Source organism: Natronorubrum halalkaliphilum, assembly GCF_009834785.1.
Taxonomy (GTDB): domain Archaea; phylum Halobacteriota; class Halobacteria; order Halobacteriales; family Natrialbaceae; genus Natronorubrum; species Natronorubrum halalkaliphilum.
Map to the genome: position 1 here is coordinate 145697 of NZ_WUYX01000069.1, position 18745 is coordinate 164441.

The 18745-nt window shown below is 63.9% G+C and carries 18 protein-coding genes; 2 read left to right on the top strand and 16 right to left on the bottom strand.

The features are described from left to right. The first annotated feature begins 243 nt into the window (after window positions 1-243). Window positions 244-510 (top strand): DUF7520 family protein, encoded by a 267-nt coding sequence (locus GS429_RS18850; protein ID WP_328821487.1) that lies wholly within the window; start codon window positions 244-246, stop codon window positions 508-510. A 68-nt stretch (window positions 511-578) separates the two neighbouring features. Here GS429_RS18850 and acs read toward each other — a convergent pair whose 3' ends face one another. After that, complete coding sequence (gene acs / locus GS429_RS18855; protein ID WP_160067061.1) at window positions 579-2699, bottom strand: acetate--CoA ligase; 2121 nt, start codon at window positions 2697-2699, stop codon at window positions 579-581. A gap of 143 nt (window positions 2700-2842) precedes the next feature. Between acs and GS429_RS18860 the strand changes: the two genes are divergently transcribed. After that, a complete protein-coding gene (locus GS429_RS18860) occupies window positions 2843-3757 on the top strand; it encodes a hypothetical protein (protein ID WP_160067063.1) in 915 nt (304 codons plus the stop codon). Between the two features lie 24 nt (window positions 3758-3781). Here the strand turns inward: GS429_RS18860 and GS429_RS18865 are convergent, their stop codons facing one another. From GS429_RS18865 to GS429_RS18935, 15 genes are all read right to left on the bottom strand, one after another. Continuing rightward, window positions 3782-4546: an SDR family oxidoreductase gene (locus tag GS429_RS18865; RefSeq protein ID WP_160067065.1), complete on the bottom strand. Its 765-nt coding sequence runs from the start codon at window positions 4544-4546 to the stop codon at window positions 3782-3784. 103 nt (window positions 4547-4649) lie between these two features. Beyond that, window positions 4650-5456, bottom strand: coding sequence for a CBS domain-containing protein (locus GS429_RS18870; RefSeq protein ID WP_160067067.1), 807 nt, complete (start codon window positions 5454-5456; stop codon window positions 4650-4652). 138 nt (window positions 5457-5594) lie between these two features. Next, entirely contained in the window at window positions 5595-7139 is a 1545-nt protein-coding gene (locus tag GS429_RS18875; RefSeq protein ID WP_160067069.1) for a DHH family phosphoesterase, read from the bottom strand. Window positions 7140-7194: 55 nt separating this feature from the next. Beyond that, window positions 7195-8730 carry an NADH-quinone oxidoreductase subunit N gene (locus tag GS429_RS18880; RefSeq protein WP_160067071.1) on the bottom strand — a complete coding sequence of 512 codons (1536 nt, stop codon included), beginning with the start codon at window positions 8728-8730 and terminating at the stop codon, window positions 7195-7197. Next, a complete protein-coding gene (locus GS429_RS18885) occupies window positions 8730-10256 on the bottom strand; it encodes a complex I subunit 4 family protein (RefSeq protein WP_160067073.1) in 1527 nt (508 codons plus the stop codon). The genes GS429_RS18880 and GS429_RS18885 overlap by 1 nt, the downstream gene beginning before the upstream one ends. Beyond that, the gene (gene nuoL / locus GS429_RS18890; protein ID WP_160067075.1) at window positions 10253-12289 is read right to left on the bottom strand and encodes an NADH-quinone oxidoreductase subunit L; all 2037 of its coding nucleotides are present in this window, start codon (window positions 12287-12289) and stop codon (window positions 10253-10255) included. Before nuoL ends, GS429_RS18885 begins: the two co-directional genes overlap by 4 nt. 1 nt (window position 12290) lies before the next feature. After that, entirely contained in the window at window positions 12291-12596 is a 306-nt protein-coding gene (nuoK, locus tag GS429_RS18895) for an NADH-quinone oxidoreductase subunit NuoK (RefSeq protein ID WP_160067077.1), read from the bottom strand. After that, window positions 12593-13171 carry a hypothetical protein gene (locus tag GS429_RS18900; RefSeq protein ID WP_160067079.1) on the bottom strand — a complete coding sequence of 193 codons (579 nt, stop codon included), beginning with the start codon at window positions 13169-13171 and terminating at the stop codon, window positions 12593-12595. Before GS429_RS18900 ends, nuoK begins: the two co-directional genes overlap by 4 nt. After that, window positions 13168-13437 (bottom strand): NADH-quinone oxidoreductase subunit J, encoded by a 270-nt coding sequence (locus tag GS429_RS18905; protein ID WP_160067081.1) that lies wholly within the window; start codon window positions 13435-13437, stop codon window positions 13168-13170. The genes GS429_RS18900 and GS429_RS18905 overlap by 4 nt, the downstream gene beginning before the upstream one ends. Before the next feature lie 2 nt (window positions 13438-13439). Continuing rightward, window positions 13440-13901 (bottom strand): NuoI/complex I 23 kDa subunit family protein, encoded by a 462-nt coding sequence (locus tag GS429_RS18910; protein ID WP_160067083.1) that lies wholly within the window; start codon window positions 13899-13901, stop codon window positions 13440-13442. Continuing rightward, window positions 13898-14992 (bottom strand): complex I subunit 1/NuoH family protein, encoded by a 1095-nt coding sequence (locus GS429_RS18915; protein ID WP_160067085.1) that lies wholly within the window; start codon window positions 14990-14992, stop codon window positions 13898-13900. Before GS429_RS18915 ends, GS429_RS18910 begins: the two co-directional genes overlap by 4 nt. A 2-nt stretch (window positions 14993-14994) precedes the next feature. Continuing rightward, the gene (locus tag GS429_RS18920) at window positions 14995-16653 is read right to left on the bottom strand and encodes an NADH-quinone oxidoreductase subunit D (RefSeq protein ID WP_160067087.1); all 1659 of its coding nucleotides are present in this window, start codon (window positions 16651-16653) and stop codon (window positions 14995-14997) included. Beyond that, a complete protein-coding gene (locus GS429_RS18925) occupies window positions 16650-17357 on the bottom strand; it encodes an NADH-quinone oxidoreductase subunit B (RefSeq protein ID WP_160067089.1) in 708 nt (235 codons plus the stop codon). The genes GS429_RS18920 and GS429_RS18925 overlap by 4 nt, the downstream gene beginning before the upstream one ends. Further along, window positions 17354-17767, bottom strand: a complete 414-nt coding sequence (locus GS429_RS18930; RefSeq protein WP_160067091.1) for an NADH-quinone oxidoreductase subunit A — start codon at window positions 17765-17767, stop codon at window positions 17354-17356. The genes GS429_RS18925 and GS429_RS18930 overlap by 4 nt, the downstream gene beginning before the upstream one ends. 306 nt (window positions 17768-18073) lie before the next feature. After that, complete coding sequence (locus GS429_RS18935) at window positions 18074-18706, bottom strand: AIR carboxylase family protein (protein WP_160067093.1); 633 nt, start codon at window positions 18704-18706, stop codon at window positions 18074-18076. Window positions 18707-18745: the final 39 nt, after the last annotated feature.

The following is an 18745-nucleotide window of genomic DNA, read 5'->3' on the forward strand; positions in this document are numbered from 1 at the left end:
GGGGGGGGGGGGGGGGGGGGGGGGGGGGGGGGGAGGCAACGGCAGAGTAGCGGTCCGGTACCGACCGTCCTGCCGTATTCATTCATACGGAGACATCGTGGATACGACTGTCTCCAAACAAATTTGGGTTTATACCGGGCGAGAGGTCGATCGTGATACTGAGCGGTCGGTACGGCCCGAGCCAACAACACAGGCCGACACGAAAACGCAACACCCTCGTTCACGGACAGTGAACAGTTCCCTGTGATCGCTGCTCGAGAACTCGGCGGTCGACGCGTCGTCGTCGGCCTCGTCCTCGCACTGATCGTCGTGACCGCCGCCTTCGGTGCCGTCCTCGGCTTCGTCTTTCCCGCGCAGATGGGGATCGAGGAGATCAGTATTATCGATCTAACGGTACCGATTTCGCCGGTGTCGCTGGCCCTTTACGGCGGCGTGACGGTCGGCGTCTTTCTGGTGACGTTTCTGTTCGTAGTCGAGATCATTTCGCGGTTCGACGACGATGCGCTGTAGGCCGTTCGGTGCCGTTTGGAACGGCCCGAACCTCAGAATCGGTCAACAGGAATTCGGTGCCGATCCGGTCAGTCCGAGTCAGCGTCGCTGTCTTCGTCGGCGCCGTCCGAATCGGTGTCCGCGTCCTCCCCGGTCGCCTCCGAGGCCGTGCCGGACTCCGAGTCGGTATCGGCGGCCGCCGCTTCGTTCGCATCCGAAGTATCGACAGCGGCCCGCTCGGCGATTTCGTCGACGATCTCAGGATTCCGCAGCGTCGAGGTATCGCCCAACTCGTCGCCGCTCGCGATGTTCTCGAGCAGGCGGCGCATGATCTTGCCCGACCGGGTCTTCGGGAGTTCGGACGTGAAGACGACCGCTTCGGGGCGGGCGATCGGTCCGATGGCGTCTTCGACACCCTCGACGATCCGCTCGCGCATTTCGTCGGTTGGCTCGGAACCGTCCTCGAGGATGACGTAGGCGTAGACGGCTTCGCCTTTGACCTCGTGGTCGCCACCGACGACGGCGGCTTCGGCGACGCCGCCGATGCCGACGATCGCGGACTCGATCTCCATCGTGCCGAGGCGGTGGCCGGAGACGTTGAGCACGTCGTCGACGCGGCCGAGGACGGTCACGTAGCCGTCGTCGTCGATTTTCGCGCCGTCTTCAGGGAAGTAGACCCACTCGTCGGAGTCCTCGTCCGAGTACTCCTGCCAGTACTCCTGGATGAACCGTTCGTCGTTGTTGTACAGCGTTCGGAGCATCCCGGGCCACGGGTTATTGACCGTGAGATAGCCGGCGTTTCCGGGGTCGACGGTTTCGCCCTCGGAATCGACGATCCGAGCGTCGATACCCGGCAGGGGCGGCCCCGCAGAGCCGGGTTTCATCTCGTTGATCCCCGGCAGCGTGGTGATCATCATGCCACCGGTTTCGGTTTGCCACCAGGTGTCAACGATGGGACACTCCTCGTTGCCGATGTGTTTGTAGTACCACTTCCAAGCCCGCGGATTGATCGGTTCGCCGACCGTGCCGAGCAGACGCAGCGAGGAGAGGTCGTGGCGGTCCGGATACGTCTCGCCCCACTTCATGAACGAGCGAATGGCCGTCGGCGCGGTGTAGAACGTGTCGACTCTGTTGCGCTCGATGAGTTCCCAGAGTCGGTCCTTCTCGGGGTAGTCCGGCGTTCCCTCGTACATCATCGTCGTCGTCCCCAGCGCGAGCGGGCCGTAGACGATATAGGAGTGGCCGGTAATCCAGCCGATGTCGGCCGCACACCAGTAGGTGTCCTCGGGCTTGACGTCCAGAACCGCGCGGGAGGTCCAGGCCGTGTAGGCGAGGTAGCCCCCCGTCGTGTGTTTGACCCCTTTCGGTTCGCCCGTCGTTCCCGAGGTGTACATCAGGAACAACATGTCCTCGGCGTCCCGGGAAACCGGCTCGACGCTCGCCCCCTCGTGTTCCGCGACGAGTTCGCCGTAGTCGTAGGCGTCGTTGCCGAGGAAGTGCGTCAGTTCGTCGCCGAGTCGGTCGACGACGACGGTCTGAACGCCGTGCTCGACGCCGCGGAGTCCCTTGTCGGCCTTCTGTTTGTGATTCAGGGCGTCGCCGCGACGGTAGTAGCCGTCACAGGTGACCAGATACTCGCTCTCGGCCGAATTCATCCGAGTCGCGAGCGCGTCGGCCGAGAAGCCGGCGAAGACGACACTGTGTGGCGCGCCGATGCGGGCACACGCCAGCATGGCGATCGGTAACTCCGGAATCATCGGCATGTAGAGGGTGACGACGTCGTCCTCTTCGACGCCGAGATCCCGCAACGACGCGGCGAAGGCCTCGACCTCGTTGAGCAGTTCGTTGTAGGTGTAGGTCCGCGTCTCGCCGAGTTCGCCCTCCCATTTGATCGCGGCCCGATTCTTCGCCCCCTCCTCGACGTGGCGGTCGAGACAGTTGTACGACGCGTTCAGTTTTCCGTCGGGGAACCACTCGTAGAACGGCGCGTTTTCGTCATTGAGGACTGTGCCGTACGCCTCGTTCCACGAGAGCAGGTCGGCGGCGCGCTCCCAGCACTCCGGCCAGTCCTCCTCGAACTCCTCGTAGATCCCCGGATCCGTGACGTTCGCTTGCTCGACGAACGACTCGGGCGGTTCGAATGTCTCCTGCTCCTCGAGGCGCGCCTCGAGTTCGACCTCGACCTCGGGCTCGCCGGATTCGTCGCTCATAATCACCGATACTATCGGCGAAGATCGGGATAAACGTTCGGTGTGTCGGTGTTCGGTTTCGCCTCGAACCCCCGACCGTATCGACGACGGTCCGGCGGCCGAGTGTCGCGGGAATTATCCTCACCCGCACGCAACGGTTCAGCATGCCGCCAACGGACGTGATTCTCACCGGAGTCGTCGCGCTGTTCGGACTCGCGTTTCTCGGCGCCGGACTCTACGTCGCGTCTATCGGCGTCAGTCGAATTCAGGTCGCTCGAGGACTCCGTGCGGCCGGCCCGATCCCGCTGTCCGAGGTCGCCGACTCGAGCGGCCTCGTCGAATTCGAAGGCACTGCGCGGGCGACCGACGAAGGAACGCTCGAGGGACCGCTCTCCGGCGCGGACTGTCTGGCGTACACGGTGTCTGCGCGGCGTCGAGACGGCGACGGGTCTTCGGGTACGGGCGGGGATGGGGGTGCGGGTTCGAAAGGTATCAGCGGGCCCGATTCGGACGGTTCGGACGGCCCAAGCGGCCCGACCAGCCTGGAAGACACGGACGGCTCGGGCGAGTCCTGGCAACTCGACGGGCGGGCGTCGGCCAGCACCCCGTTCGCGGTCGAAGACGGGGCCGCCCGCGTCGCGGTCGACCCCACGAACGCCGTTCTGTCGCTCGACGACTGGGAGACGACACAGACGCCGTGGCTCGCTGCCGCCGACCTCGAGGCCGGCGCGCACGATCGATTGGATGCGATCGGCCTCTCCGAACTGGAGCGCGACGCGACCGCCGAGTCTTCGAACGCAACGGCTACCGTTCGTCAGTACCGCGAGCAGCGGCTCGAGCCCGGCGGCGACGTCCACGTCTTCGGCGGCTCGGTCGTCGACTCGGGCGATTCGACTCGCCCCGTCACCGTCGCCGGTGACGACTGGTTCGAGGTTTCGGTCGGCGATCGGTCGTCGGTGCTCCCGGAGCGGCGCAGATCCGGCTCCATGTACGTCGTCTTCGGCGGACTGATCGCGGTACCGGGCGCGGGGTTGACGATCGCGGGAATCGTCGGACTGGTCTCTACGCTCCTGTTGTAGGAGAGTCAACCGCCAGTACGCGCTTCAAGAGTGCAGTCGGTCCTGTTCCGTCCACTCGAGTCCGTCCAGTCGCTCGAACTCCCAGCCGACGTTGACGAGGTTTCGCGGCGTGTCAGTCAGCCCGTCGCGGCTGACGACCTCGAAGGTGCGGTTTCGCGCATCCGCGGTAAACGGTGCTGCGGCCATCAGGCGCGCGACGTCGGCTCGCGGGATCGATCCCGACACGGAGTTGCCGCCCTCGCCGACGACCGGTTCCTCGCTGGGCGGCGCGTTCGTGAGTTTTCCGGGCCGGATGATCGTGTAGTTCAGTCCCGACCGACGCAACGCGGTCTCCGCGTCTTGCTTGGCCCGCAGCGATCCTCGAATCATGAGTCGGGCCGGCAGCGAGAGTCGGGCCTTCGAACTCCCGACGCCGATCGCGCTCTCGAGAACGAAATGCGAAGCGTCAGCGCCCATCGCGGCCGTCACGAGATTGATGACGCCGGTCCGGTCAACCAGTTTGCCGCCGATCATGTGGGCCAGACCCGGCGGCGTACCGAGCGCACAGTAGACGAGATCACAGCCCTCGACGGCGGCGACCGCGTCGGCGGGTTCGAAGAAATCGGCGACGACGACCTCGTCAGCGCCGAGTCGCTCGAGGGTGTCGACGGCCGCGTACGATCGGGTGGTCGCGCGAACGGTGAGGTCGGTCGGCCGCAGGGCGGACAACAGTTCGTGTCCAGTGTCCCCGCTCGCTCCAGCGATGAGTACACGGTCGGCCGTCGACGGTCTGGATCGAGTTCCTGCCATCGACCGAGGTACCGTCCGGGTACGGATAATCTTCACCAGTATACAGCAGGCCGGACAGTCGCACTCGCCGAACGTTCGGTCCCGGACGAACGGTGCGGTCCGTCTACCCGTCCGACTGCAGCCGTTTCGTCGTCTGGACGAGCGGATGCCGTGCGTAGTCGACGACGTCGATGTCGTCGATTCGCTCTAACTCCTCTTTCGCCGCCGTGCGGGCCATCCCGAGATCGATCGTCTCGTCGATGACGATGACGTAGGCATCCATCTCGTCGATTTCCAGCCGATCCGCCGCGAGCACGCGATGGTGGCCGTCCGCGAGCAAGAGCGTTCCCGCGTTGTCGATAACCACCAGCGGTTCGGCCAGTCCGTGCTCGAGTTCGTACCGTCGCCCCTCGAGTTCGTCCGCGTAGACTCGCCCCTGCGTCGGCGTCAGCGCAGACAGCGAGACCGTGCGTCGCTCCTGTTCGAGTTCGATATCGTGAATCTGCTCGAGCGTTCGCATCAGCTTCCCCACTTTCTCGGGGGTCGCCCGCTCGATCTGGCTGCGGATGACGTCGGCGTTGGAGATGATCCCGACGAGGTTGCCGGCGTCGTCGACCACGGGAAGTTTCTGGATTCCCGACCGGAGGATAACGCGGGCCGCGTCGGTTACTTTCATATCCGGGTGTGCGACGAGCAGATCCGTCGTCATCACCTTGAAAATCGGTTCGTCGTTGTCGGCTAGCAACAGGTCGCGAGCACTGACAAAGCCTTCCACGCGCCGCCGCTCACAGACGGGAAAGCCGCTGTGTTCGTCGCTCTCGGCGATCCGGGTCGCGACGTCGCCGACGGTCGCGTCGGGGGCTACCGTCACCACGTCACGCGTCATGTACTCCTTGACCTGGGGTTTGGTTCTGTCCGACGCAACCTCCATGGCCGAGATAACGGTCTCCGCGCGCAAAAGCGTGTCCTCCTGTCCGCTCGCCTGCGAGACGGTTGTTGGTACTGGTAGTCGAGTATGTGAACTACCGAACCACCACAACTAACCGAACGCGCCTGCAGCTCCACCCCGTCAGCTGGGCAGTTCGTCGTCGTCCTCGGATTGAGCGGAACCGCTCGCGGACCGAACGGCCTCGTCATCGACGGTAAACAGCCACTCGCTGGTCTGGGTGTAAGCGCCGACGGGCACCCCCGGTCGGCTGTCGATCGCCTCGAGGAATCGGTTCGTGATCACTTCCTCGACGACACTGACGATCGATTCGACCTCGTCCTCGTCGTCGGCACTGCCCAGGATACCGATCTCGAGCTGTGCACCGGCCATGTCGGCGTGGCCGCCGGCGCTGCCGATCCGGTCGAACGCGTCCCGGAGCGTCTCGCCGAGATCGACGTCGGCCGCTCGCGACCGCGCCGAGAGAAACGCCATTTCGTCCCGGAATCCGAAGACCAGCGTCGTCTCGACGCCCTGCATCGAGAGCAGTTGATCGGCCGCCTGGGGCAACGCATCGCGGTCGTTGATCCGGCCGACGCTCGCCACGGCGACCGAGTCTCGTTGGATGCGGTTCTTGATCGCCCGAGCGATCGTCTCCAGGGTCTCCCCTTCGACCGTCGGCTGCTCGATCTGGCGCAGGACCGACGTGTCGACGTGAGGCCACAGGATCGACGCAGCGTTAAAATCGGCCGGCGACACCTCTCGAGTGAAATCGTTCGTATCGATGCGAATGCCGTACAACAGCGCCGTCGCCGTCGCCCGCCGCGGTTCCAGGCTGAACCGCTTGAGGTACTCGGTCAGGACGGTACTCGTTGCGCCCGCGTGTTCGCGCAGATCGACGAAGTCGCCGGGAACCGGACCGCGGGGCGGGTGATGGTCGATGACGATAGCGACGTGTAACTCCTCCGGCAGTTGATCGTTGACGCCGGGGCGGGAGTGATCGACCAGTGCGAACGCATCGTACCCCTCGAGCGAGTCCTCCGGCGAGAGGTTCCGGAGATCGAGATCGAGCAGATTGACCATCGCTCGGTTCTCCTGATGGGAGATATCGCCGAAGTAGCAGGCGTCGGCGTCGATACCAACCTCCGCGGCGATATCGGTTAGCGCGACGGCGCTCGCGATCGCGTCGGGGTCCGGGTTGTCGTGCATAACGACCGCCAGCCGGCCGTCGATCGCCGTGAGCCGTTTCCGAAGCCCGATCGCCGCGCCGGCAGACGCCCGCACCGACCCCTCGAGCACGTGGTCGACCATCGCGTTCTCGGCGTCGACGACGTGATCGGCAAGTTCGTCGAACCGCGTCCGATCGGCTGCCGTCGCATTCCCGCCGAGATACGCGACGATCGAGGCCAGCGGGAACCGGTCACGGGCGGACTCGAGTGCGGCCCGATTGACGTCGGTGCGATCGCTGCCGACGAAGACGACGTCCGGGGCCTCGAGGTTCGCGAGCACCGACGGATCGGTCGGGTCGGCACATCGGGCGGGGACGCTCCCGTCCCGAAGCGCCTCGACGATGCTCTCGTCGTCGGTAACGACGAGTAAACGGTCGCGTTCATCGCTGTCGCGCTCGGGGAGCTGTTCGGCGACCTGACGGCCGACAGTTCCACAGCCGAGCACGAGCCGGAAAACCATATACCGCGGTTTGCAACCCCGAGCGGGAAAAGTTACCGGGTCGTCGGTCTCGATCTCAGCCGACGATCGCTGTCGCGGCCTCGAGTGCGGTGTCGACGACCGGCCCGAAACCGGGCAGGATGACGACCGTCATCACGGCGGCGACGATGATCGCCGCGTAGAGCCCGGTTGGCTGGGCGAGTCGGTCGCGGGTCGTCGACGGCTCCTCGATCCAGAGGGCCTTGACCAGCCGCGAGTAGTAGTACAGCGAGAGCGCGCTGTTGACCACGAGCGCGGCGGCCACGGCGAGCATCGCCGTGGTCTCAGCAGAGGCCTCGATGGCGCCCATGAACAGGAAGAACTTGCTGAAGAAGCCGCCAAAGGGCGGGATGCCGGCGAGGCTGAACAGGAAGACCGCCATCGCCGCGCAGGCGACCGGCGCCTGCGTCGAGAGACCGTTGTAGTCCTCGAAGGTGCGGCCGACTTCCCAGCGTTCGGCCAGGCCGACGAACAGGAACGCACCCGTGTTCATGAAGCCGTAGACGAGCAGGTGCATCATCGCGGCACCCATGACGAACTCGCCACCGTCGGCGGTAAGCCCCGCCAGTCCGATCAGCGCGTAGCCGGCGTGGCCGATCGACGAGTAGGCGAGCATCCGCTTGACGTTGTCCTGGGTCGCCGCCGCGAAGTTCCCGACCGTCATCGTGACGATCGCGAGGATGATGAACGCGTGGGTCCACTCGACGCCGATGAGGGCGGTCGTTTCGCCAAGCGGGAAGGCGGTCGTGAACACGCGGAACGCGATCACGAAACCGGCCGCCTTCGACGCCGAGGAGAGGAACGCACTAACCGGAGCCGGTGCCCCTTCGTAGGCTTCCGGTGCCCAGAAGTGGAACGGGACGCTCGCGGTCTTGAACGCGAAGCCGCCGATCAGCATGAGGATGCCGAGTCCGAGCAGGCCGCCGTAGCCATCGACGTCGCCGCCGCTGATGACGGCCGCGATGTTCTCGAGTTGCAGGTGGCCCGTCGCACCGTAGACCAGCGAGATGCCGTAGACGAAGATCGCCGACGACAGCGCGCCGATCAGGAAGTACTTCAGGCCGGCCTCGACGCTCCCGCGGTTGTCCTTGAGGATCGCGACGAGGGCGTACGACGGCAGGCTCGCCAACTCGAGCGCGATGAAGATCGTCACGAGGCTGTTCGCGGCAGCCATCAGCGACATCCCGGTCGCGGCGAGGATAATGAGCGAGTAGTACTCTGCCTGATAGGTGTGGTCGACCAGATAGTCGTAGCTCGCGACCGTGATCAGCGCGGTAACGATCGCGACGACGATCATGAAGTACAGCGCCAACTGATCGACGACGAGTTGGCCGCCGAGGATGCTGATTTCGCCGAGACCGCCGTCGACCGTCGGCGTACCGACGCCGGCGAACGTAAACCAGACCGCGACGGCCAGCGAAACGAGCGCGCCGCCGGCCGCGGTGCCAGCGAGCAGCGAGCGGTTGGTCGAGTTCGGCGAGATGCTGTCGAAGACGAACAACACCAGCCCGGTCACCGCCAGAATCAGCGCCGGTGCAAGCGCCGTCCATCCGGGGAGTTCGAACACTGCCATTACAGCTCACCTCCGTTCTCGAGGATCGGATCGACTGCGTCAGTTATCATCTCGAAGATCAGGTCGGGAGCCACGCCGAGGGCGATAATGATCCCCAGCAACACGAACATCGGCGCGATGTCGTGAAGCGGCGCGCGGCTCACTTCGTAGTCGGTTTCGAGTCGGTACGGGCCGAAGACGGCGCGCTGGAGCGCAAACAGCAGGTAGCCGGCGACGAGCACGATGCCGAACATCGCCAGTGCGGTAAACAGCGGCGCGTAGTCGAATCCGGCGCCGAACGCGCCGAAGAAGATGAAGTACTCCGCCGCGAAGCCGGACATGAGTGGCAGTCCCATGTAGCCGAACGCGCCGGCGACCAGAATGCCCACGGCGACGGGCATCCGATCCGCCATCCCGGACATGTCGGTGACGAGCCGGGTGTGGGTCGCGTTGTAGATGACGCCGACGGCCATGAACATCAGCCCCGAAATGAGGCCGTGAGAGACCATCTGGAAGGTCGCGCCGCCGATCCCGAACTGGGTGTAAGCGACCAGTCCGAGGATGACGTAGCCCATCGACGACACTGAAGAGTAGGCGACGATCCGTTTCAGGTCGGTCTGGGCCAGCGCGAGCATCGCGCCGTAGATGACGCTGATGACCGCGATAGCCGCGATCGGCACCGCGTACGTCTCGACCTGATCCGGGAACATCGTGAAGTTGAATCGCAGCAGTGCGTAGGTCCCCATCTTCAGCAGGACGCCGGCCAGCAGCACGGAAGCGGGCGTCGGCGCTTCGACGTGGGCGTCCGGCAGCCACGTGTGGAACGGCACGACCGGCACCTTCACCGCAAAGCCGAGGAACATCGCGACGAACACCACCGAGGCGAGCGTCGTGCCCTCGAGGCCGAACAGTCCGTCCGGACCGCCGTTGAGCATCGCGTTCGCGACTTCGGGGAGTGCGAAACTCGTCACGCCGTCGCCGAGGCCGAGAACGAGCGCGATGAACGCACCGAACATCAGCAGCGACGCCACGTTCGTGTAGACGAAGAACTTGATCGCGGCGTACTTCCGGCGCGGGCCGCCCCAGATCCCGATCAACAGGTACATCGGGATCAGGACGGCCTCCCAGAAAATGAACCAGAGGAAGAAATCGAGCGCCGCGAAGACGCCGATCAGGTTCGCCTCGATGAAGAGGATGAGCCCGTAGAACTGGGACTCGCGGTTGTCGATCGGCGTCCACGAACTCATGATCGCGAGCGACGTGAGGATCGTCGTCAGGACCACGAGCGGCAGGCTGATGCCGTCGAGGCCGACGAACCACGAAATCGTGTAGCTGCCGAGGTCGATCCACTCGACCTGGGACTCGAAGGCGAGCGTGCCGTCGAGCAAGGCGTTACCGCTGCCGTCGAAGGCCGCGAACATCCACAGGCTGAGCGCGGCGGGCACCAGACTGATGGCGAACGCCAGTTTGCCGGCGATGCGATTCGGCGCGACGAACGTGACCAGTGCGCCGACCAGTGCGACTGCGAGCAGTGCTTCGATCATCATAGGAACCACCCTCCGTAGAGTCCGAGGACGAGTAGTAAGCCGATGAACCCGGCCACCAACAGCGCCGCGTAGTTCGTCACGATCCCCGTCTGGAGACGTTTCATCCAGCTACTGCCGAACAGGCTGGCGGTCGAGACGCCGTTGACGGTGCCGTCGATGACCGTCTGATCGAACCGGTCGGCTGCGCGTGCAACCGGTCGCGTGAGGCCGTTCGCGAGCCAGACCTGATACTCGTCCTGATAGTAGTTGGCTTCGGCGGCGTCGCCGACGGTTCCGAGGCGGTCCTTGTACGGAACCGGCTCCGGAACGTTGTACAGTTTCCAGGCCAATCCGGCACCGGAGAACGCGAGCAGCAAGGACAGGCCGGCCGCGATCAGGACGGTCAGCTGTTCGGAGCCGATGACGCCGGTCTCGTAGGCTACGAGTTCACCGTAGGCGCTGTAGGTCAGCCCCTCCACGGCCCCGTACTCGCCGTCGAGCCAGTGCTCGAGGAACGTGATGTCTGCACCCACGATCTTGGCGACCGGCGCGAGATTCGCGACGCCGGCGACGAGCGCGAGAACCCCCAGCGTAATCAGCGGAGCCTTGACGGCCCAGCCGATCGAGTGTGGGTCCTCGGCCGCTTCCGAGCGCGGTTCACCGTGGAAGGTCAGGAAGACCATCCGGAAGGTGTAGAAGCCGGTAAAGAAGACGGCCGCGAGCCCCATCGCGTAGGCCGCGAGAATGACGGGCTCCTCGAGGCCGACGATCATGGCGTCGTACAGGATTTCGTCCTTGGACCAGAAGCCCGAGAACGGAATGATGCCGGCGAGCGCGAGCGCGCCCGCGAGGAACGTGTAGTAGGTGACGGGAGCCTTGTCCTTGAGCCCGCCCATCTTCCACATGTCCTGTTCGTGGTGCATGAGGATGATGACGGCACCGGCACCCAGGAACAACAGCGCCTTGAAGAAGGCGTGGTTCATCAGGTGGAAGACCCCGGCGACGTAGCCGCCGACGCCGAGCCCGAGCATCATGTAGCCGTACTGGCTGATCGTCGAGTACGCCAGGACCTGCTTGATGTCGTCTTTGACGACGCCCATCGTCGCGGCGAACAGTGCGGTAAAGCCGCCGACGAACGCGATGATCGCGAGCGTCGTCGGCGAGAGCGCGTAGTAACCGAACATCCGCGCCACGAGGTAGACGCCCGCCGCGACCATCGTCGCCGCGTGAATAAGCGCGGAGACGGTGGTCGGACCTTCCATCGCGTCCGGCAGCCAGGTGTGGAACGGGAACTGGGCGGATTTACCCAGCACGCCGCCCAGCACGAGCAAGCCGGTGATCGTCACCCACGTCTGAGCGTCGAAGCCGAACAGGGTGTCGCCGTCGTTGATCGCGGTCTCCGCTGCGGCGACAAACGAGTCGTCGCCCGCGAACGCGACTGTCCCGAACGTGGCCGCGATTGCGACGACCCCGATCAGGAAGAAGTAGTCGCCGAATCGGGTGACCAGAAACGCCTTCTTCGCGGCCGAGGGTGCCGAGCGCGTGCGGAACCAGAACCCGATCAGCAGGTACGAACACAGGCCGACGAGTTCGAAGAAGATGAACGCCATCAGCAGGTTGTCCGCGTAGACGAAGGCGAGCATACTGAACGTAAAGAGCCCGAGTCCGGCGTAGTACCGCGGCAGACCGGTCTCGCCCTCGGCGTTCATGTAGCCGAGACTGAACACGTGGACGAGGAACGCGACGAGCGAGACGATGACCAACATCAGCGCCGCGAGCGGGTCGATCAGGATCCCGAAGGTAAAGTCGATGCCCTCGGTACCGACCTCGCTTGCGGCCGCGCCGGCCGTCCACTCGTACAGCGTCTCGTGATACACTTCGCCGCTCGCGACCGCCGCCAGCATCCACAGCGAGAACAGCAGGGAGCCTGCCGTCGCCGCGATGCCCGGAATCGCGCCTTTCTTCGGCAACCACTTGCCGAAGGTAAGCGCGACTACGAAGGCCACGAGGGGGAACGCCGCTATCGCCGGTGCGTAGGAGAATGCCCCTTCCATCTTACCACCTCATCGTCGTCGGTACCGTGACGTCGACGTCACGGAAGTTGCGGTACAACACCAGAATGATCCCGAGCCCGACGGCGACCTCCGCGGCGGCGAGCGCCATGGTAAACAGCGCGAACACCTGCCCCGTGAGATTGCCGTGATAGAACGCGAAGGCGATCAGGTTGATGTTCGCCGCGTTCAGCATGAGTTCGACGGACATCAGGAACATCAGTGCGTTACGACGCGTCAGTACGCCGAACAGGCCGATACAGAACAGGCCCATCGACAGCAACACGTAGTACTCGATTCCGATACTCATCGATCGTCACCTCCCGCCGTCTCGGTTTCGGTGTCGGTGTCGGTATCGGCTGGTCCGTCGTCGGACCCCGTCGACTCTGCGTCGACACCGGAACCAGCGTCACCGTCACTGCCACCGCCACTGCTACTGCCATTACCACCGCCACCGTCCGTCACCGTCGGCTCGGAGTGACCGAAACCGCTCGAGTCGGGTGCCGGACCGGCACCGACACCGGGACCGGAGTCGCCGGGCCCCGTACTCGAGAGCGCGGCGACCGGTTCGCCCTCCTCCTCGCGCTTTGCGAGGACGAGCGAGGCGTCGAGTGCGGCGTCGAGCGTGACCGCGATCAGCAAGAACGCGGCGAGGAACGGCTCGGTTGCACCCATGTTGCCGTCAGTCGAACTCAGCGCATCGAGATCGAACATCGCGTAGCCGATTTCGGACGTGATCGAAATCCCGTCCGGAAAGCCGGCGTCCGCCATCGTGGTCGTGAACGACGTATTCAGGACGACGAGCGCCATTATTCCGAACAGGGCGACGGCCAGAAGCCCGGGCAGTAGCGTCTTCCCGAGCCGGAGCTGTGGGCCGCTCGTCATGCCTGTACCACCTCTTCGGACGCCTCTTCTTCACGCTGGGTGAGCATCACGGCGAAGGTGATGAGGATGAGTACCCCGCCGACGTAGACGAGGATCTGCATCATGGCGACGAACTCGGCCGCCAACATCACGAAGTGTACCGCGATGCTCATCAGCGCCACGCCGAGCATGAGCGCCGAGTGCCACGGATCCTTCAGCAGGACCACGCACAGCCCGCTGGCGAGCGTCACGAACGCAAACAGCGCGAACGCGATCGTGTACATCATTGTTACTGGTAGTCGACCTCCCCCTCTCCCTCGCCGATCCACGCGCCGCGGTCGGGTTCGCGTGACTCGAGCGGGTCGATATCCTTGTACCACGGTACTGCCTTCAGCTGCTCTTTGTTGTAGACGAAGTCGTGTTTCGTGTCAGCAGTAAATTCGAAGTTCTGCGTGAGCAGGATGGCGTCGACGGGACAGACTTCCTCACAGAGCCGACAGTAGATGCACTGTCCGATGTGGAGGTTGTACTGTTCGCCGTTTCGCTGGTCGTCCATCACGATCTGGATCGTATCGTTCGGACAGACGTTCTCACACTGTCGACACCAGATACACCGCTCCTGGCTGAACTTGTGGACGCCCCTGAACCGCGGCGAAACGTCGGGTGCGGTCTCCGGATACTCGACGGTAAACGTCGAACCGTCCAGTGCGTGTTTCATCGTCGTGGCCATGGATTTGAGTATGCCGATCATGTTATCAGCCCCACAATTGCTGCGGTGAGGAGAAGGTTAGCAAACGAAAGAACGAGCAGTCCTTTCCAGCCGATTTCGATCATCTGGTCGATTCTGACACGCGGCACCGCCGAGCGGAGCCACTGAGTCAGCAGGAACACCGCCCAGATCTTGATGAGGAACCAGACGATACCGAGTTCCGCCGGTCCCGGTCCTGCCGGACCGCCGAGGAAGATCGTCGCGATAATCGCGCCGCCGAGGAAGATATGGAGGAACTCCCCGAGGTAGATCAACACGAAGTACACGCTCGAATACTCGGTCTGATAGCCGGCGACGATCTCGGTCGGCGCCTCCGGCATGTCGAACGGATTCCGCCCGACTTCGGCGAAGTTCGCGACGAGGAAGAGCACGAACGCGAACGGGTTGACCAGCGCGTACCAGGCGGGAATGTCGATCGGGCCAAGCGGCACGAGCGTCGCGGCCTGGGCCTCGACGATCGTACTCATCTGCAGGGAGCCGGCGAAAATGACGACTGACAACCCGGTGACGACCAGCGGAATTTCGTAGGCGATGTTCTGTGCCACCGCGCGCAGGCCGCCAAGGAGCGAGTACTTGTTCGACGATGCGTAGCCGGCCATCATCAGTCCGATGCTCGCGATGCCGGCGATCGCGAAGACGTACGCCAATCCGACCTCGGGATCGGCGAGATGGATCCCGCTGCCCATCGGGATCACGGCGAACCCGAGTAGCGCCGACGCGGCGACGACGATCGGTGCGAGATCGTAGGCTGGCCGGTCGGCCTGTTCGGGAATGACCAGTTCCTTCGAAAGCAGTCGTACGGAGTCGGCGACGATGATGAACAGTCCCGCCGGACCGAGCCGATTGACCGCGATCCGGTCGGTAAACGCGGCGGTGATCTTTCGTTTCGCCCACGGACCAGCGACGCCGGTCATCGCCAGCATCAGGTTCCCGACGATAAACGCGGCCAGAAACGCCGCGAGCAGTTCGCCGCCGACGCCGAACTGATCGAGCCCCGTCAGGTCGCCGATACGCTCGGGGAGGAGGATGGTCTCGTCGTTCTGGAGTGCGATCGGTGTGATTGCCTCGACCATACTTACCGATCCACCTCTCCGAGAACGATGTCCAAGCTACCGAGCGACGCGATCAGATCGGGGATGTACTCCCCTTCGCACATTTCTTCGAGCGCCGAGAGGTTGTGGTAACACGGGCTCCGGATCTTGAACCGGGCGGGCTTGTCCGTTCCGTCCGATCGAATGTAGATCCCGAGTTCGCCTTTCGCACCTTCGACGGCACGGTAGATCTCCGCGTCGGCGTCCGGTTTCAGCGTCCGCGGCACGTTGGCCTGGACGGTCCGGTCGTCTTCGGGCCAGTCCTCGAGCAAGTCGAGACACTGCTCGATGATCTTCGCGGACTCCTCGACCTCCTGCATCCGACAGAGGACTCGAGCGTAGTTGTCACAACCGTCCTTGGTGATGACGTCCCAGTCGAGGTTCTCGTAGTAGCCGTACGGATCGTCGCGTCGGAGGTCGTAGTCGACACCCGAGCCGCGGGCAACGGGCCCCGTACAGCCGTAATCTTTGGCGGTTTCGGGCTCGAGAACGCCGGTGTTGGTACAGCGGACCTGGAAGATCTCGTTGCCGGTGATGAGGTCGTTGTACTCGTCGACCTTCGCCGGCAGTTCGTCGAGGAAGTCCCGCGTCTTCGCGATGAATTCCTCGCGGGGTTCCGGCAGATCCCAGGCGACCCCGCCGAGCCGGAAGTAGTTAAACATCAGTCGCTGGCCGGTGAGGTCCTCCAGAATGTCCTGGACGACCTCGCGGTCGCGGAAGGCGTACTGGAAGACCGCGGTGAAGTCGCCGTAGACGTCCAGTGCGAACGTCCCCAGCGCGAGCATGTGAGAGGCGATCCGACACAGCTCGGCGCCCATGGTTCGGATGATCTGGGCGTACTCGGGAACCTCGATATCCGCCAGATCTTCGGCCGCGCGGGCGTAGGCCCACTCGTTTAACAGCCCCGCGGAGACGTAGTCCCAGCGGTCGGGGTAGGGCATGATCTGGTGGCGGTAGGTGCCCTGCTGACACATCTGCTCTTCACAGCGGTGGAGGTAGCCGATGTCGGGATCGATATCGACGACCGTCTCGCCGTCGAGGACGGTCTTTACGTGGAGGACGCCGTGTGTCGCGGGATGGTGTGGCCCGATGTTGAGAAACATCGTATCCGACTCGGCGTCGTGGTGGTCGGGCTGAATCGGATTGGCGTGCTCGGAAAGCGTGACGATCTGTGGCTTCTCCTGATCGTAGTCGAGCGAGAGCGGATGGCCCTGCCAGGTCTCCGGCAGGAGGATCCGCCGCGGATCCGGATGGCCCTCGTAGTCGATCCCGACGAGGTCGAAGGCTTCGCGTTCGTGCCAGTCTGCGGTCCGAAACACGGGCTCTGCGGACTGGCTGACGGGGTCGTCGATCGACGTCGGGACGACGATGGAAACCTCCTGGGTCGGATCGGCGTACTTCTTCATGTGGTAGATCGATTCGTACCGATCCTCGTACTGCTGGGCGGTCAGACAGGACAGGTGATCGAACCCCGCCTGCTCTTTGAGATCGGTGAGGACCGCCTGGACGTCGTCCGGCCGAACGACGAAGCCGGGGGCGTTCAGGTGGTCGTCGCGTGCGAGCGCGCGATCGCCGATCAGCGCCTCGAGTTCGCCTTCGGTGACTTCGACCGGTCGTTGTTGGCGCTCGAGTTCCGTGCTCATGGTGAATCAGCCCAGTTGTAGCGCATGACGAGGTCGTCCTCGTCGATGTCGTTTGCGAGTTTCTGGACGAGTTCGTCTTTCGGCAGGTCGCCGAACTGCTCGAGTTCGTACGGTTTGACGACGACGGGCGACGATTCGCCGTTCTGGATCCGCTCCTGTAGCTTTGCGACGCCGTAGATCAGCGCCTCCGGTCGCGGCGGACAGCCCGGAACGTGGATATCGATCGGAATGATCTCCTCGGCGCCTTTGACGACGTTGTAGCCCTCCTGGAAGGGGCCGCCGGAGATCGTACACGATCCCATCCCGACGACGAACTTCGGCTCGGGCATCTGGTCGTAAACGCGTTTCATTCGCGGTCCGAACTTGGAGACGATCGTCCCGGGGACGATCATCACGTCGGCCTGTCGCGGCGATGCGCGGGGGACGCCGGCACCGAAGCGATCGAGGTCGTGTTTGATCGCGTACGTGTGGATCATTTCGATGCTGCAGCAGGCGATTCCGAACTGCAGCATGAACATCGAGTTACCCCGCACCCAGTTCAAGAACTTATCGAACTTCGTAAGGATAAACGGCGACGCGCCGAACGCCTCCCGTAGTTTGGAGTTGAAGCGGTCGTCGACGCCCTCGCCGATCCGCGAGTCACGCGTATCCGTCGACGGTGCGGTGCTGTCGTGGATCGATTGCCGTGGATTGTTGCTACTCATTGTCGATCAGTGTCGGTCGCTGCCTGACGCGGTGTCTGTGCCCACTGTACTGCACCGTTGCGCCACGCCCACGCGAGTCCGACCAGAAGGATGCCGACGAACAACAGCATCGGGCCGAGAATCTCGAGCAACGAGATAGCGTCCGATTCGACGGCATCCAGGTACACGACCGCCCAGGGGAACAGGAAGACGGTCTCGATATCGAAGACGAGGAACAGAAGCGCGACCATGTAGTACTGGATGTTGAACCGAACGCGTGTCCCGCCGGTCGGAATCTCACCGCTCTCGTAGGTGGCACGTTTGCTCGTTTCGGGAACGGTCGGTCGCAGGAGGTACGATACCGCCATCATGCCGAACGGTATCAGCAATCCTACGAGCGCCAGCGCCCCGATAGCGATCCAATCATTCATCTCCGTAACGTTCGGGGATTCAGACCGCACGCATATAAGGGTTGATTGTTCGTTTTGCGGCCGCAGACGGGCTACAGCGCCGACTTCTCTCGCACCGATCCATACTGAATAATCACTGGAAACAATAGATATTGGTTTCAGGGGCCAGCGAACTGGTATCGGACGATTACTGTCGGATGAAAACCACGGGACGGCGGCGCGAAACCCGTGTCTGTGCCAAGGAAGTACTGTCTCGAAGCCGCGACTACCCACCCCGCTTCCTGTTCGGAGTGTGAGTACGCAAACTCGATCGCGGCGTCCGGCCCGCTACTGATCCGTGAATTCCATCGTCCCCCGGTCGTGAAGGTCTCTAGAGACGGTCCCAACGCCCTCGCGAAGGCCGTCGTGGTAGGCGACCAGTCGCTCGCGAACCTCATCGTGCTGGCGAGAGAGGATCTGTGCGGCCGAGAGCGCGGCGTTGAACGACTTGCCGGCGTCGACGGCGACCAGCGGCGCGCCCGCGGGCATGCCGATGACGCTATCGACGGACTTCTCCTGTACCGGGACCCCGATCACTGGCAACGGGTACGCGATCGAAGCCGTCATGTTCGGCAGGTCCGCGGACTTCCCGCCCGCACCGGCGATGACGACCTCGAGACCTCGCTCTTCGGCAGTTTCGGCGTAAGCCGTCATTAAGTCCGGCGTGCGGTGGGCCGAGGTGACGTAGGTCTCGAACGTAAACCGCTCGTCGGGCGCGCTCTCGTAGTCGGTCTGCTCGGCGAAACCGAGTTCGTCGACGAACGCGTCGTAGGCCCCCCGGCGTTTCCCGCCGGTCATCATAACCTCGAGATCCGAGTCGCTGCCCATGACGACGCCGACGTCAGGGGTCTCCTCGTCCGGCCGATCCTGGTCGGCCTCGCGGTGGAGCCGATCGATCAGGTCGCGTACGCTGTCGCTCATAGCTGTTGGTGGTCGGGCGACTGACTTCAATCCGCCCGC

Bases quoted from the DNA above. Each gene is read 5' to 3' on its own strand.
- GS429_RS18870 (WP_160067067.1), bottom strand. From the start codon at position 5,456: ATGGAGGTTGCGTCGGACAGAACCAAACCCCAGGTCAAGGAGTACATG.
- GS429_RS18915 (WP_160067085.1), bottom strand. From the start codon at position 14,992: ATGGTCGAGGCAATCACACCGATCGCACTCCAGAACGACGAGACCATC.
- GS429_RS18880 (WP_160067071.1), bottom strand. From the start codon at position 8,730: ATGGCAGTGTTCGAACTCCCCGGATGGACGGCGCTTGCACCGGCGCTG.
- nuoL (WP_160067075.1), bottom strand. From the start codon at position 12,289: ATGGAAGGGGCATTCTCCTACGCACCGGCGATAGCGGCGTTCCCCCTC.
- GS429_RS18920 (WP_160067087.1), bottom strand. From the start codon at position 16,653: ATGAGCACGGAACTCGAGCGCCAACAACGACCGGTCGAAGTCACCGAA.
- nuoK (WP_160067077.1), bottom strand. From the start codon at position 12,596: ATGAGTATCGGAATCGAGTACTACGTGTTGCTGTCGATGGGCCTGTTC.
- GS429_RS18860 (WP_160067063.1), top strand. From the start codon at position 2,843: ATGCCGCCAACGGACGTGATTCTCACCGGAGTCGTCGCGCTGTTCGGA.
- GS429_RS18925 (WP_160067089.1), bottom strand. From the start codon at position 17,357: ATGAGTAGCAACAATCCACGGCAATCGATCCACGACAGCACCGCACCG.
- GS429_RS18865 (WP_160067065.1), bottom strand. From the start codon at position 4,546: ATGGCAGGAACTCGATCCAGACCGTCGACGGCCGACCGTGTACTCATC.
- GS429_RS18885 (WP_160067073.1), bottom strand. From the start codon at position 10,256: ATGATGATCGAAGCACTGCTCGCAGTCGCACTGGTCGGCGCACTGGTC.
- GS429_RS18910 (WP_160067083.1), bottom strand. From the start codon at position 13,901: ATGATCGGCATACTCAAATCCATGGCCACGACGATGAAACACGCACTG.
- GS429_RS18900 (WP_160067079.1), bottom strand. From the start codon at position 13,171: ATGACGAGCGGCCCACAGCTCCGGCTCGGGAAGACGCTACTGCCCGGG.
- GS429_RS18930 (WP_160067091.1), bottom strand. From the start codon at position 17,767: ATGAATGATTGGATCGCTATCGGGGCGCTGGCGCTCGTAGGATTGCTG.
- GS429_RS18935 (WP_160067093.1), bottom strand. From the start codon at position 18,706: ATGAGCGACAGCGTACGCGACCTGATCGATCGGCTCCACCGCGAGGCC.
- GS429_RS18875 (WP_160067069.1), bottom strand. From the start codon at position 7,139: ATGGTTTTCCGGCTCGTGCTCGGCTGTGGAACTGTCGGCCGTCAGGTC.
- GS429_RS18905 (WP_160067081.1), bottom strand. From the start codon at position 13,437: ATGATGTACACGATCGCGTTCGCGCTGTTTGCGTTCGTGACGCTCGCC.
- acs (WP_160067061.1), bottom strand. From the start codon at position 2,699: ATGAGCGACGAATCCGGCGAGCCCGAGGTCGAGGTCGAACTCGAGGCG.